The following is a 12353-nucleotide window of genomic DNA, read 5'->3' on the forward strand; positions in this document are numbered from 1 at the left end:
CGGCAGAGAAGGCCTAGGCTGGGTAAGGATCCTAGGCCGGTCTCCGCCGATTTTCAACACTTTTTGTTAACGGCTCGAACCCGAGGTGGCTGTTTCGCGTTGCAGAGCAATCAAACGGACTCGTTCTTGCTGCGGTCCTTGGCTTTTTCTGCACCGTCCAGCATTACCCAGCAGAGGGTGCAAAATGCGACGCCAAAAGCACTGACAAGTAGCATACCGAGCATCTTATTCTCCCTTGCTTAGAAGGACACCTGTTACAAATAATATCACGCCCCAAAAATACAGCAGGACGTAGCGAACTACGCCGCTGGTCGTGAGCGGTTCACTGCCGAACGCCAGGGAAGTGGCCGCAATGATGCAGGCGGCCGACAGGGTATGCGCAAGGCGACCGACGGATTCAAGCTGCTTCACGGTTGGGGCGCGAACCGCCCGCTTAATGTGTTGCAGTAATTTCATTGGGTCTGCAGGTTAGCCGCGCAGATCCGTCCCCTTGCGGGCACGGACCCGCAAGGGATGGTTGGAAAAAGGCTGCTGCTTACCGGACCATCGGCGCCCGTTCCGTCGCTTCCTGGTTGGCGTCGGCAATACCGCGCTCGAATGCCGCTTTCAGAGAGACGTGCGCGGCGACGACTGCTGGCAGCGCGGCGCCGTAGCGCCCGACCACGTAAGCCGCGGTGGCAGCCGCTTGCAGATCGCCTTCGTCGATTAACTGCGCCGACAGCGCAACCCAACGAAGCGTAGCGTCGTCATGGATTTGCGCTGCGGCTTGCACTGCGTGATCTGCCGTGTTGACCGCCGAGCCCAGAACAGGCCAGCCGGCCACGGCTGTGGCGGCCCACTGACGAAAGCCGGCGCGCCTATGCAGCAGCGCCGCGAGGAAGATGAAGACGATGCCGACATGCAAGAAGAGGACGCAGAGCATGCGCGGCAGTGTTGAGATGAAGCCTGCGAACAGGCGTTTTACGCGGTTCATAGATTGTTCCGTGGATAAACGAAAACACCGCCAGACGTGATGGCAGCGAGCGGTTGAGGTGCCGCCGTGAGGCAGTCGATGCGGATCGGGGTGTGACTACGGTTGCTGGGATGCATGACGTTGTTCGAGTACCGGCCATTGCCGAAGCCGGCCCTGCGTTCGGCCGGCGAGGCTTCGAACCACTGGCTGTCTTCGCTATCCATAAAATTAAAGAACAGGCCGGCGGTGTCGCCCGCCTCGATGTCGGCAGCGATTGGCAGAGGCCGTCGTGCGGTGTCCAGTTCGTGTTCCTGAGTAGCGCGCTCGATGAGCCCCGGCGTGACGGCATCGAACCGGGTGAGGCCTAGGGTTCGCATATTCCCTCCGGCGGAAATTCGCTGACGTAGATGGCACCTGGACCTCCACGGAAGCAATATGCTCTCTCGAGGGAGGCCCATTCGGTTAGCCACGCAATTCGCTTGGATCGCAGGCTTCCAGCCCATTCGCCGTCGGTCGTCTCCATGAACGTCTCGTACATTGCGGTGATGTCGACGAGCGGCTTTCCGAGGGCGGCCTGGATGCGCGCCATCGCCGCTGCCTTTGTTGGCTGCGATGCGGCATGCACGATGAGATCGGCTGTGATCATGCATAGCAGCGCGCGCAGCGCAATACTTGGATCACTGCTTTCATCAAGCGGATCTGGCCGGAAGGCAGGCCAGATCCGCTGTGCCTGGCCGACGTCGTGTTTGCGGTGTTTCCGCCCACGCCGCTTAGCCATGTTGATATCCCACGGTTCCAGGCGACTGCGGCGGCGATACGCCTGCGTCGTCGAGCGCTTCGGCTACCGCCCAAATGACACTCCCGAGCTGTGCGTTGCGGATCTCTTCGTATGTCCAGCACTTCCAGACTTGCTGGAGTGCCGCGACCTGCTGCGTTTGCAACTGGCGAAGTCGCGCGTTCTCTGCGGCCAGTTCCTCATTTGTCATGTTGCTTCTCCTTGTTCTCGGCAGCCGGAAGCCGGCGGTGCTGAGGCTGGTGACCTTGGAATGGCGGGGCAGGGCTGATGCTTGCCCCGCAGATGGCGCTAAGCGAACAGGTCCTCGGTGACCCAGGACGGGACGTCGGAATCAATCGCCGGCGGTAACGGATCGGTCGAGTTGCGGGCGGCGGGTACCGCTACCTGGCCAAGGGCGTCAGGGGTGTCTCGCGCGGCTTCCTGCGCCTTGAGGCGCTCGACAATGCTGCTGGCGATGGCCTCTGGCGCCTCGGCCGACAGTGCCTGAAGCCGGTCGCGCAAGGGCTCGAAGGGTGACTGCGTCTGCTCGCACCACATCTTGACCTTGCCGTCCAGGCTCGCAATGGTGGAGATGCCCGCCGCGCGTTGGCGCTCGACCACCAGGGTCTTGCCCTCGATCTTCACTTCGGCCGCGCTTCCCAGCGCAGCTTTGATTGCCAAGCGGTCCACCGACTGGAGGTGTTCCTCGTCGACCAGGTAGCGCACGCGCACGAAGGCGCCGGCACAGCGCTGACCCAACTCGCGGATTGCCTCCAGGTCTGGTGGGCCGTCGAAGTGCAAGTCCAGCGTGACCCGTGCGGGCGTCACGAAGACCGCATACTCGGCCTGGCCGGGACGGATGTCCCAGATCAGGGCGGACTTGTCGCCATCTTCGCCGTAGTGAAAGCGTCCGATGGAGCCGGCGTAGGCAATCAGCTGCCGTCTGCCGGCGAACTCGCGCCGCCACGCTTGCTGCTTGTGGATATGGCCAAGTGCGACTGCATCGGTGTTCGCCTGGAACAGCGAGCCCAGATTGAACTCGTGGTCCTGGCCCGCCATCGGCACGCCGTGCTCGGTCAGACATCCATCCACCGTGCCGTGGCCGATGAGCATCGTCGGCACGCCTTGCGCGAACAGCCGGGCATTGACGGACCCGAACAGGGTCAGCAGCTGATGGAGCGCCTGGCCAATCTCGGCCGCGGCATGTTCCGCGCCGACCGTGGCGATCAGGTCTGCCTTGTTGACGGTCGGCAAGCACGTGACCACCAGATCGGCGGGTGCGTCCCATGTCAACCCGTTGCTGTGCCACTGGCCTTGCACCAGGGCGATCTGGCCGATCCGGTCTGCGACGGCAATGGGATGCCGTGCGCCGACCAGTTCCAGGACGCGCAGCAAGCCCGGGGGCTCGTGCGAGAAGGTGCCTTGCAACATCAGGACCGGGCAATGATTGGCCAGCCGCTGGATCTGCTTGGCCAGTTCCCGGAAGGCCGGTTCGTGGGCGTCAAGTGCATGGTCGGTGGCGTCGCCGGTGATGACCGCCGCCTGCACGCCGATCTCGATGGCATGGGAGACCGCAGCGCCAAAGCAGCGGTTCGATTCTGCGAGATGGGTTGCGGAGTAATGCAGATCACTCATGTGAGCGAGTTTCATGGAAGTTCCTCCTTACCTGCCGCGTTCGCGGCGATTGGAAAGTGAGGGAACGGCTTTCTGTTGCGTGCTGCGGGAGTGCACAAGAGAAAGCCCCCGGAATCTCGGGGGGAGACGCGGATGCGTCATTGAGGAAAGGTCTGCCGGCGTCAGGCCTCGACGGAAGCGTTAACGGTGTCGGACGCAAGGCCGGCCTGCGCCCTCGTGGCAGTTGGTGCCGACCGTTACGCGGCTTCCAGGTCGTCCAGGAACCCCAGCATCAAGCTGCTGGCATAGTTCGCGCCGTGCTCGGCCAGTGCCTCGAGTTCGCCGGTGGCGGTGGCCAGCCGGTCGATCTCGCGTGTCCAGCCGTTGCCCAGCTTGGCCTTGAAGTACTGCTTGCGCAGCGTTTCGTCGATGCCGCTCACCAATGCCGCGATCTCGAAACGCAGGCGGGCGTTGACGTACGCACCGTCGTTGCCCAGGCCGCGGAAGACGGTATGGACGCTGTCGAGCGAGGCATTGGTGCGGGACCAATCCTGTCCATACCGCAGCGTGGCCCACTGGCTGATCAGTTCGGGGTCGCCGTTGCTGCCGTTGACGGCATGCAGGACCCGCGCTTGCAGCTCGGCATCGTAGTCGCCGGGAGGATCGGCCTCCGGCCTGGGGGCCGGCGTTGCTGGGGTACCGGGCGTTGTCCCGGCCAGCCATCCTTGGGGGGCGGTAGGAACCAGGCCAAGCGACAGCGCCGGGGCCGTGTTCAGGCTCAGGGCCTTCGCCATGTCCAGATCCGCGGTGAGCTTGGGCACCCACTGCATACCCAGGCGTTTGGCACCCTGGTCGTCGTAATACGTCCGCGTTTCCTGCACCTTGGTGAGCCAGTAGATTGGCTTGCCCGGTTGGAACGGATTGAAGCGCGGGATCGTGCCCAGCGCCGTCTTGATGCGCATCAGGTCCGTGAAGATGCCTTCGGCGGCGTACTGGCTGGTCGTGGTGATCGACACGGGCCCGACGGTTGGGATGTCGGGAATATAGAACAGCAAGTCGCCGCGGAACTTGCACAGCCCCTGCAGGTACTCGGGGCAGCAATCCGGCTTGCACTCGCCGCGCGGGACCAGCTCGCGGCGCGGGAGGAACTTCATGCGCCGGGCGCGCTGCTCGCGGATTTGCTCCGGAAACACGGGCTCGCGATACATGCAGTAGCGCTTGCCGTCCTTCCCATAGAGGGACTCGTAGTTGATCGGCCCGCCATAGGACTTGAATGCGTGGGGGAAGAAGTCGAGCAGCTGGTCGGTATGAAAGACGATCGGGAAGCGGTAGAGCTGTGGCTCGCCGCGTTCGTCAGGCTCGCCGTAGGTATCGAGGATGTGCCGGGCGAATTCCGGCATCTCGAAGTCTGCCCCGGAGACATTGAAGTGGGGTGTGTTGGCGGGACGGGTGGGATGGGGGATGTTGCACTGCGCGGCGATGGCCGCTTCGGCGTCCTTGAACTTCTGCTGGCCGGCAACTGCCGGGGCAAAGAGGGAGACGGCCTTGGGGTTCTTTGCGGCGGCCGCGGTGAGCAGCTTGGTGCCACTGCGGATGCGGCCCGATATATTCAGGCGCGCGGTTCCGTTGCTGAGTCGGTCCGACAGGATGGACTTCTCCATGACTTCTCTCCATGACGGCAATTGCCGCAACGGTTTATCCACCGGCAAATCCGGTGGATCTCCATGTGTGCCTCGATGAGGCTTGGGAAGTCCGTGTGCCCTATGCACTGGAATGGCGAGGCCATTCCGCTGCGAAGGCAGCTGTTATTCGTCGTCCATGCTGTCCTTGTCTTGCGAAAAGAAGAATGGATCGATCTGCGGGGCGTCATCGTCGGACCGGCCGCGTTTCCCGCAGGCGAGCAGCAGCACGGCAACGATCAGCAGGGCGGCAAGGGCTTCCATGTCGATCACCGGGGAGGTGGAAGGATGCCGGCAATGGCCATCGGCAGCCAGTGGCGAGGATTGCAGGCGCACGCATCAGCGGAAATGATCCCGGCCCATGGTAGGGAAGGGGACAAGCACCACGGAATGGTCGTATCTTGGCGTCGAAGGGCGAATTCGCGATGAAGCGTGCTGGTATTAGCCAATGACGCAATGCCGCTTGTGCGGCGGAGAAGTGCGTCCATGATAGGGCGCGGCACGGGGAAAGAAAAGCGGCGAGTCGCGTGCGATTTCCAGCTGGTTTCGCTCCGCCCAGGCAGCGGCGAACTCCTAATAATGCTTGCCATGGACCAGAAGACCTCACTTGTCATCAAAAATGCGCACCGTATCGAAGAGGCGCGCACGCCCGTGGAATCCCGCACCGTGCTCCCGCTGCGAACGGCACTGGTGTGCCGTCTGGTTCGGCGTGACTTCCACTTGCTGACCACCAAGATGCTGGCCTGCGCGCGTCAGCGCGGCTACCTGGGCGCCGTGCGTCGTGACCTCGATCAGCTCGAGACGGAGGTCAATCTGCTGGAAATTCGCTGCCATGCGATCCATCCGACCACGACGCCGGTGATCTATGCGGAGGTCGAAGTGCGCCTGGTATCGAGGGATGGGGCACGCTTGTTTCGGTTGATGCGTCGCTTCGACGAAGCCTATGGGTGTCTCTATGTGGCGCGATACGTGGGGCGCATCGATCGCGACCAGCAACTGGCAGTCTTGCCGCCGGTACTGATGGCATATGCCGCGGTCAAGTGCAGTGCGCTGCGGCTTCAGCGCAAGACGGCGCAGGAACTGGCCGACGAACACGGCATCGGCTAAGGGGCTGGGGCCGGCCGATCCGAAGTCTTGTATTTCCCTTCCGGCGCGCGCGCAATTCCCGTCTCCGCGATGAACAGGCTGGGCCGGCGCTTGCCGGCGGCGCTGATCCACAGCTGCTCGCGCGCCCGCGTCATGGCAACATACATCAGGCGCCGCTCCTCTTCCAAGGCGCCATGCTTGGATGGCCATGCCTCCTCCTCGGCGCCAAGAATCCAGACCCGGTCGAACTCCAGCCCCTTGGCGCTATGGGCCGTCATCAGGGCAACCCGGACGGTGCCCGGCACCGTTTCGTCCTTCTTTTTCTTCTGACGGGCCAGGCGCAGTTCGTCGAGCCGCTCCCTTGGGCGCTTGCCCGTCGCCGGGCGGTAGATCGCCGCCGCGACCTCCAGCATGCGCTTGGTCCGGTCGTCCTTCGCGCGAAGCATCAGCCACTCCTGAATGCCGAGCAGCATCAGGTGGTATAAGCCCGCCTTGTTCAAGTTGGCCCAGGCGTGGTGGCGCTTGGCAAAGTCCTTCCAGGTGGCGATGGCGTCAGATGAGAGCGTGGTGCTCTCGAAGTCCTGCTTCGCCCCGATCCGAATGGCATTGCCAAACAGCTGATGGATCTGCACGAGGTTGTCCTCGGACAGACCGGCCCAGCCGAGCACCTGGTCCATCGCCCGGGGGCTTTGCGTGCTCACGGCATCGATAACCGCGCCGAACAGGGCCACCTCCGGCTTGTCCAGCACGGACTCGCCATCGGCGCGCCGGTAGGGAAGTTGTCGGGCCACCAGCATGGCCTCGATCAAGTCCAGCCGGCGGTTGGCGCGGGTGAGCACCGCAAAGGAGACGCCGTCCGACGCGGCGGCCGCGACGGCGTCGACGCAGGCTTCGGCTTCCAGCTCGAAATCGCTGAAGCGCTCCCACTCGACAAGGCCGCCCGGCCCCTTGGCCGCCTGCAGCAGCTTGGGGATACGGCCGAGGTTGGCCTGCACCATCTTGCCGGCGGACGACAGGATCTCGTCCCGGCAGCGGTAGTTCATGCCGAGCAGAATGGTGTTGGCATGAAACTCCTTGGTGAACATCTGCATGCACTCATAGCCGAGCGCGCGCCGGAAGGCATAGATCGACTGGTCGTCATCGCCCACCGCCGTAATCTGGCTGCCGGCGGCCCCATGGTGCGCGCTCCAGCGATATTGCACCAGGTCGGTATCCTGGAACTCGTCGATCAGCAGGTAGTCGACTGGCAGCGGTGTCATGGCGCCAGAGAAGAGGGCTTCGTTGGTCTTCAGGAGAATGTCCTGGAAGTCCACCTGACCGTTGCGCTGCAGGATCCGCTGATAGGTCTCCAGCAGCTCCAGTTGCGCGTCCGTGAGGCTGTGCCCCTTGCCGGCCGCTTTCGCGTCCTCGATCAGGCGGGTTGCCTCATCCAGTTCGATCTCGAGGCCGGCTTGGGCAATGGCGCGTCGCAGATATCCGCGCCGCTCGCCCTCGCGCACGATGTCCCACGGGCGATCACCATAGGGCGAACGCATGTTGGCAAGGATGGCGCTGCCGAAGCCGTTGCGCCCCTTGGGGAAGCTCATCAGGAGATCGATGGAGTGGAAGGTGCCGACCAGCAGGCGCGGCTTGGCGGCTTCGCCGGCGATGGCCACGATGCGCTCGCGCAGCTCCAGCGCGGCGTCACGGGTAAAGGTGACCGCCGTGACGGTTGACGCGCCGTCCGACAGCAAAAAGGCCGCTTTCGCGGCCAGGGTCTTGGTCTTGCCGGAACCCGGGCAGGCCACGGCAAGGCAGTAGGTGCGGCAGCGCGCCGCCTCGAGCTGCTCGGGATTCAGGTTCGCGAGCAGGCGTTCGTCACTGGGCATCAGAGGGCCGCGGCATCGGTGGCGCTGGACGACGACCCCTCTGCCAGCCTCTCCTGCAGGCTGCTCACCGCTTCGACGATGGCGGCGTCGCCCTTGGCGCTGCGGTTGGCGCGGCGGGCACCGCGGGCGGGGCGCCCTTGCGCATTGCGTGCCCGCGAGGTCTGCATGCCGATGTTGGCACGCGCGGCAAAGCGAAAGATCGGGCGAATCTTCTGCTTCGTCTGGTAGCGCATCTGGTCGACCTCGCTCGCGTCGATCTTGCCGTTCCATTCCAGGTTGACCATCAGCGCCAGCAGCTGGTCGTACAGGGTGAAGACACGCTGCAGGGCCAGGCCTTCGCGGGAGCGGATCTGGATCGTTTCGTCGTACGCTGGGCCCGTGTAGGTGACGGCAATCGCGCCTTCGGCATAGGCGTCGCGGTCAACGAGCGCCTGCGTCGCCTCCAGGTTCCGGCGCACCTCGGCGTCGATGGCGCCGATGAGCGCCTGGAGTTGCTCGCGCAGCTTGGCGGCCCGTTCCTCGCCAATGATCGCATCCCCGCGCCGGCGCATGAGCTCGGCGCCCTTGTCGATGAGGTAGAAGAAGCGGGTGAACGACGAGGCGACCACCTGGTCGTTGAGCACGACGTGCTGCTGCACCGACGGGATCCCGGCGATCTTGCGCTTGAGTTCCTGCTTGCCGCGCTCACGCTGCGCGCTGGCTCGGCGAATCAGGTCGTCGGCAAGTGCCTGCTCGGCAGCGCTGTCAGCCGATACGGAGGCCGCATTGCCGACGGCGGCTTCCGCGGCCTCAGCCGCCAGCGCGACGCGCGACTCTTCGGCGGCCTCCAGCAGTTCATCGTGCTCCGCGCCCGGGCCACTGCCGAGTTCGTCGTGGTTGGTGTCCATGGCCCTGAGGGTCATCGTGGTTCCTTGTTTAGATGGATGCCTCTCAATCGTGCGGGAAGGGGGTGGAATCGGTGCGGGCGAGAGCGCGGCTAAAACGCGCGCGATTCGCGTTCAAGGGGCTGTGGCGGCCCTCGTGACAGCCTGAATCTACCCGCAGTGGGCAATTTTTTGCGCGCGTAAGCCTTTGATTTTTGAAAACTTCGTGAGGCGCAGCGGCAATTTCTGTGCCCGAAAATGGCCAAAAAAACGCTCCGACACGCTATGCCGGGAAGCGTCCAGGCTTCGCAGAAACTGGCCGGAAATCTAGATAGCGAGGCACGGCCTTGAGGCGGGACCGGCATTGAAATCGGCTGATTTTGGCGTACATCTTGCCCGACACGATTGGCATGTTTTGGCGTTCAATACCTCCATGCAATCTGACCTCAGCCCCAATCCTACTGCCCTCATCGGCGCGCAAACCGTGGCGCGGGCACCGACCGCTTGGCCTATTGATAGGGGGCAGCCGTCGCCGATGGAAGTTCCGCGCACGCGCGAACGACATCGTGCCAGGCGCAAGCTGGAGCAGCCCCTTGTGCAATGGGTCGCAGGTGCGGTGGCGTGGTGGCTTCGCTATCGTAAACTGCTTGGACTGTGGGCGCTGCTTGCCTCTCCCGTCCTTGCGGGCGTCGTCGGGCAGCAATATATTCAGCATCGGCAGCAGCGAGGCAAGCCACCGGTGGTGCAATCGGCGCCGGTAGCTGAAGCGTCCCCTGTCTCCGCGGTGTCGCCTTTGCCTGTATCGGTATCAGAGACGTCTTCCGAGGCGAGCCATTCCGCGACAGGCACCGTGGCCGCCGCGGCCCAGTCTGCCCTGCAGACTAGGGATGCCGACCGCGCAGCCGCGCAACCGTCTGCAGCACAAGCGAGTGCTACCCCTGCCTACGAACCAGCGCGGCTACCGAAGGCCTTCCATGTCGCCGCCGCGCCGGCGCAGTTGGTGACCCTGCCGCCGGTGATCAAGTCGACTGCTGACGTACCGTTGCCGCTACCCGCGCCACTTCCGAGCGCGACGCTGACACGCCCGACACAGAAGGCGCTCACTGCCGAGGAACCTGCCGGTGTCAAGGTCACCTTGAAGCGCGCTCTTCCGGCCAAGCCGCCGATGGCGCCAACGATCACCGAGACCGCACCCATCGCCCAGTCGGAGAAATTGGTCGGAACCGTCACCGAGACCGCCCGCTAGTCCAGCCACCATCCTCTCAGCCGCGCCTATGAACAACGTTAGTCCCCTCCCGCGATTGGCCGCTGCGTCGCCCCTGCCGCTAGCGCCGAGTACCCCGCAGTTCGAACCTGCCGCACGCGAACCCGCGTCATATGGCTATCGGATCGAGGGCAAGGAACTGGTGATCGACCACCAGGCCGAAGACATTCGCCATGTCCTACAGGGCCAATGTGCGATCCAGGGCGCCATCGAGATCCTGGCGGGCGGGCTCTATTTTGCGGGCAGTCTGTCAAAGGGACACATCAACATCCCGAACGGCACGCTGATCGTGGCAGAAGGTGCGGAGATCGGCGCTGAAATCTCGGTCAAGAGACTGTTCAACCTGGGTGCGATCCAGGCTTCGACCGTGACCGCGGCAGAACTGCTCGTCAACTGGGGAAGGATTGACGCCAGGGAAGTCGCAACCGTGTCGCTACGCAATGGCGGAGCGTTGGTTGCCGAGCATATTCGCTACGGCGACATGGACTCCAGTGGCGTGCTGCAGGGCAACCTTGCCCGGACCTCCTGATTGCATGTTTGGGGATCTGCCTCCACCAATGCGTCGTCGCTGGGCATTGGGCCGGCTCGCGGGCCTGCTGCTTGTCATTTGGGCTAGCCGTGAAGTGGTGGACTGGGCGGCGCTCTGGGTGCTGGTGCGCGAACACGTCAGCTGGATGTAGCAGGACATTGCAAAAAACTTGGCGGATCTCGCTACTGCACGGGTCCATTCTCATTAAGGCGAATGCTGTGGTCAACAAACAGAACGACGGGGCACGAACCAAATGGAGCAGTCAGACTAGCGAGGAGAGGCCGTGAAGCCGATGATTACTCTCGAGTACATAGGGGATGTGACCGACAATATGCGGGACGCGCGCACAACCCTGACCGCGTTGAAGCGGCTTGACCCGCCAGCCTATGAGAAATTGCGGGAAGCGGGCGTATTTTCAGATATTGAAGAACTCCTAGGCAAGGTCATGAAGGTGCGTGGCTTCGTCCATGCAAAGACCTATAGGCCCGAGTGAGCGACATTCACCGATTCTGCCTGATCGGACCGCACGGCGTCGGCAAGAGCACGATCGGGCGGATGCTGGCCGACCGTGGATTTTGGCACCTTAGCATCGGGACGCTGCGGCGCCTTGCGCGCAAGGGGATGCTGCCGAGCGACATTCCAATCCGGTTACTCGTGACGCTGCGAGACGCTGACCCGGGCCGCCCATTGCCTGACCTGGTGGTGGCAGCGGTTATCGAATTGGCGAAAACTCGGGATCGAGTGGTGATCGACGGCCTTCCGTCCAGCCCGTCGCATCTGGCATTGCTGGACCCGAGCTGGCGGATTATCAGCGTCACCGCGCCAGACGAATTGCGCCTGGATCGGCTCAAGACGAGGGCGGGGCAATCCGCCCGCGCGTGGGTGGCTGCCCGCGCATCGGCACGTGATCTCCAACTGCGGAGCGTCATCGAAGCCGCGGGCGCGCGAATCGAGAGATTTGACAACAGCGCTGGCCTCGATGTGTGCCGGGACAGGGCATGGCGTTTAGGAGCCAATCGACGGCAATGAGCGATCGGCAGGACGCCCCGCCGGTATACGTCGTCTCTGGCCTCCAGTCGTTTAGTCTCATGCGCGCAAGCGATGGCCCGGATTTTGGAATCCGGATGCGCATTGCGGGCAGACAAAAGCGGCTTCGTGTGCCGGAGACAGGATCTCCAGACCGCAGGATCGGCAAGGTAGTGCGGCGATAGCCTCGCCCACGCCTGGTGCGTTCAACGCGCCAAAACTGCCAGCTCGCTTCACCAAGTAGAATCCTCGCTCGGGATCAATCAGTCTCTCCGACTGCTGCCGCTTGCTGGTATCGGCGGCCCCATAGATATTCCAGTAGACGTCATATGCTGCGATGAACGCTTGCTGCGTTGAGTAGCCGGACTGGATACAGAGAAAGTAGAGCTTCAGGAGTAGGCTAGCCTGGAGCCTGCGGGCGGGCCGCTCCAAGTACCACTCTAGCGAGTGAGGCGTCTGGCCTGGCGGTGAGACGGTGCCATGAATTTCCTTGTAGATTGCACGCGCGTCTGTCGGGCGAATCCCCGTGGCGGCTGCAGTGGTGACTGCTCGTGCTCCCATTAAGCACAGCATGCGCGCTTGCTGAATTCTCATGCGGCTAACTGGTGTCTCTTTCATCAGCCTGCGCGGGAAACTTCGGCCTTCAGGCCGGCGAGGGATAGCGCGCGACGCGTAGCGTCGCCCCTGTTCCCGCTCT

16 protein-coding genes are annotated in these 12353 nt (G+C 63.5%); 5 read left to right on the plus strand and 11 right to left on the minus strand.

What is annotated here, in order from left to right; all coding sequences use genetic code 11:
• Positions 1-225: 225 nt before the first annotated feature.
• From ACGLHR_RS37760 to ACGLHR_RS37795, 8 genes are all read right to left on the minus strand, one after another.
• A complete protein-coding gene (locus ACGLHR_RS37760; RefSeq protein WP_400100464.1) occupies positions 226-456 on the minus strand; it encodes a hypothetical protein in 231 nt (76 codons plus the stop codon).
• Between the two features lie 79 nt (positions 457-535).
• Positions 536-904, minus strand: a complete 369-nt coding sequence (locus ACGLHR_RS37765) for a hypothetical protein (protein WP_400100466.1) — start codon at positions 902-904, stop codon at positions 536-538.
• 65 nt (positions 905-969) lie between these two features.
• Positions 970-1329: a hypothetical protein gene (locus ACGLHR_RS37770; RefSeq protein ID WP_400100468.1), complete on the minus strand. Its 360-nt coding sequence runs from the start codon at positions 1327-1329 to the stop codon at positions 970-972.
• Positions 1317-1730: a hypothetical protein gene (locus ACGLHR_RS37775; RefSeq protein ID WP_400100470.1), complete on the minus strand. Its 414-nt coding sequence runs from the start codon at positions 1728-1730 to the stop codon at positions 1317-1319. Before ACGLHR_RS37775 ends, ACGLHR_RS37770 begins: the two co-directional genes overlap by 13 nt.
• Positions 1723-1938 (minus strand): hypothetical protein, encoded by a 216-nt coding sequence (locus ACGLHR_RS37780; protein WP_400100472.1) that lies wholly within the window; start codon positions 1936-1938, stop codon positions 1723-1725. The genes ACGLHR_RS37775 and ACGLHR_RS37780 overlap by 8 nt, the downstream gene beginning before the upstream one ends.
• Positions 1939-2036: 98 nt before the next feature.
• Positions 2037-3377 carry an exonuclease SbcCD subunit D gene (locus tag ACGLHR_RS37785; protein ID WP_400100474.1) on the minus strand — a complete coding sequence of 447 codons (1341 nt, stop codon included), beginning with the start codon at positions 3375-3377 and terminating at the stop codon, positions 2037-2039.
• A gap of 221 nt (positions 3378-3598) precedes the next feature.
• Positions 3599-5002: a hypothetical protein gene (locus ACGLHR_RS37790; protein ID WP_400100475.1), complete on the minus strand. Its 1404-nt coding sequence runs from the start codon at positions 5000-5002 to the stop codon at positions 3599-3601.
• 144 nt (positions 5003-5146) lie between these two features.
• Positions 5147-5284: a hypothetical protein gene (locus ACGLHR_RS37795; RefSeq protein WP_400100477.1), complete on the minus strand. Its 138-nt coding sequence runs from the start codon at positions 5282-5284 to the stop codon at positions 5147-5149.
• A 324-nt stretch (positions 5285-5608) separates the two neighbouring features.
• Here ACGLHR_RS37795 and ACGLHR_RS37800 point away from each other — a divergent pair, with 324 nt between their 5' ends.
• Positions 5609-6127: a hypothetical protein gene (locus ACGLHR_RS37800; RefSeq protein WP_400100479.1), complete on the plus strand. Its 519-nt coding sequence runs from the start codon at positions 5609-5611 to the stop codon at positions 6125-6127.
• Here the strand turns inward: ACGLHR_RS37800 and ACGLHR_RS37805 are convergent.
• Complete coding sequence (locus tag ACGLHR_RS37805) at positions 6124-7974, minus strand: ATP-dependent helicase (protein WP_400100480.1); 1851 nt, start codon at positions 7972-7974, stop codon at positions 6124-6126. The genes ACGLHR_RS37800 and ACGLHR_RS37805 overlap by 4 nt on opposite strands.
• Positions 7974-8876 carry a hypothetical protein gene (locus tag ACGLHR_RS37810; RefSeq protein WP_400100482.1) on the minus strand — a complete coding sequence of 301 codons (903 nt, stop codon included), beginning with the start codon at positions 8874-8876 and terminating at the stop codon, positions 7974-7976. Before ACGLHR_RS37810 ends, ACGLHR_RS37805 begins: the two co-directional genes overlap by 1 nt.
• 496 nt (positions 8877-9372) lie before the next feature.
• Here ACGLHR_RS37810 and ACGLHR_RS37815 point away from each other — a divergent pair, with 496 nt between their 5' ends.
• From ACGLHR_RS37815 to ACGLHR_RS37830, 4 genes are all read left to right on the plus strand, one after another.
• Positions 9373-10083: a hypothetical protein gene (locus tag ACGLHR_RS37815; RefSeq protein ID WP_400100484.1), complete on the plus strand. Its 711-nt coding sequence runs from the start codon at positions 9373-9375 to the stop codon at positions 10081-10083.
• A gap of 160 nt (positions 10084-10243) precedes the next feature.
• Positions 10244-10630, plus strand: coding sequence for a hypothetical protein (locus ACGLHR_RS37820; RefSeq protein WP_400100486.1), 387 nt, complete (start codon positions 10244-10246; stop codon positions 10628-10630).
• Positions 10631-10913: 283 nt separating this feature from the next.
• Positions 10914-11123, plus strand: a complete 210-nt coding sequence (locus tag ACGLHR_RS37825; RefSeq protein ID WP_400100488.1) for a hypothetical protein — start codon at positions 10914-10916, stop codon at positions 11121-11123.
• Entirely contained in the window at positions 11120-11659 is a 540-nt protein-coding gene (locus ACGLHR_RS37830) for an AAA family ATPase (protein ID WP_400100490.1), read from the plus strand. Before ACGLHR_RS37825 ends, ACGLHR_RS37830 begins: the two co-directional genes overlap by 4 nt.
• Positions 11660-11716: 57 nt before the next feature.
• Here ACGLHR_RS37830 and ACGLHR_RS37835 read toward each other — a convergent pair whose 3' ends face one another.
• Complete coding sequence (locus ACGLHR_RS37835) at positions 11717-12274, minus strand: FlhC family transcriptional regulator (RefSeq protein WP_400100492.1); 558 nt, start codon at positions 12272-12274, stop codon at positions 11717-11719.
• Positions 12275-12353: the final 79 nt, after the last annotated feature.

The sequence above is a fragment of the Cupriavidus sp. CuC1 genome (genome assembly GCF_044627735.1).
Lineage (GTDB): Bacteria > Pseudomonadota > Gammaproteobacteria > Burkholderiales > Burkholderiaceae > Cupriavidus > Cupriavidus ulmosensis.